The 932-nt window shown below is 65.6% G+C and carries 2 protein-coding genes; one reads left to right on the top strand and one right to left on the bottom strand.

Annotated elements, in window-relative coordinates; genetic code table 11:
• Positions 1-63 precede the first annotated feature (63 nt).
• Entirely contained in the window at positions 64-573 is a 510-nt protein-coding gene (locus A2J03_RS24640) for a hypothetical protein (protein WP_068379322.1), read from the top strand.
• 7 nt (positions 574-580) lie between these two features.
• Here the strand turns inward: A2J03_RS24640 and A2J03_RS24635 are convergent.
• Positions 581-932, bottom strand: a 352-nt coding sequence (locus tag A2J03_RS24635; RefSeq protein ID WP_068379320.1) for a YbaK/EbsC family protein, incomplete at its 5' end; no start/stop codon positions are given.

The following is a 932-nucleotide window of genomic DNA, read 5'->3' as shown; positions in this document are numbered from 1 at the left end:
CGTGTAGGCCGTCGGCGTAGCCCGCAGACCTCGCTCACCCCACGCACGACAGGACAACACTTCATGTCGAACATTTCAGCTGTCCGGGTTGCTCTCACGGCATCCGGAACCTGGACCGAAATCACCGATGCTCGACCGACCGAGACGTTCACACGCGTTCGTGCCTCGGATCTCCGTGAAGGGCAGCAGGCCCGCTCTCGCGCGCGAGCCGAGGTCGTGGAGGCAGGCAAGGACGCCGACAGCGTCGCGGTCTTCCTCGACATCGAAATCTACATCGCCGACGACGCACGGACGGCGCGTCGAGAGTTCGTGGCGCTGAACGCACCTGACGTGCCCGATTCCATTCGGTACGTCGGTACGGCGTCGGGGTTGGCAGGGCTTGTCGCCGACGTGAAAGCCGCCGACGTGGCCGACGGCGTGACGCTGATACCGATCGGACCGGAGCAGCGAAACCTCGAGCGGATCGCGAGTGGCGTCGTTCCGTGGCTCGAAGATCGCGGCGTCACGTTCTCCGGCGACGCTGTTGCGTCGGCCACCGGATCGCGCGTGCCCAGCAGAGTTCTGGCTTCCTGACGCCGGATCACGTGACATCTACCGCGAGCCCTGCAGTGATCCGGAGGAGTTCGGAGTATGTGGTCCGGAACACCGTGTTGGGGTGTCCGGCTGCAGCCCACAACTCGGGGTAACCGGACAGGGTCTCGTCGATGAACGTCGGCAGATTGGTCGGGTGACCGACCGGCGCGATACCGCCGATCGGCTGGCCGGTGGAGTGCTTCACCAGTTCCAGGGGGGCGCGCGTCAGGGTGCCGTCGAGGCGCTTGCCAGTTGCTTCCAGGTTCACTTGATGCGCTCCGGACACGAGCAGCAGCACCGGATCGTCGTCGAGCAGGAAGACCAGCGACTTCACGATCGCGCCGACGCTGACACCGTGC

The organism is Rhodococcus sp. EPR-157, assembly GCF_001647195.1.
In the GTDB taxonomy this organism is placed as follows: Bacteria; Actinomycetota; Actinomycetes; order Mycobacteriales; family Mycobacteriaceae; genus Rhodococcoides.
This window is presented reverse-complemented; position numbering and strand designations above follow the sequence as displayed.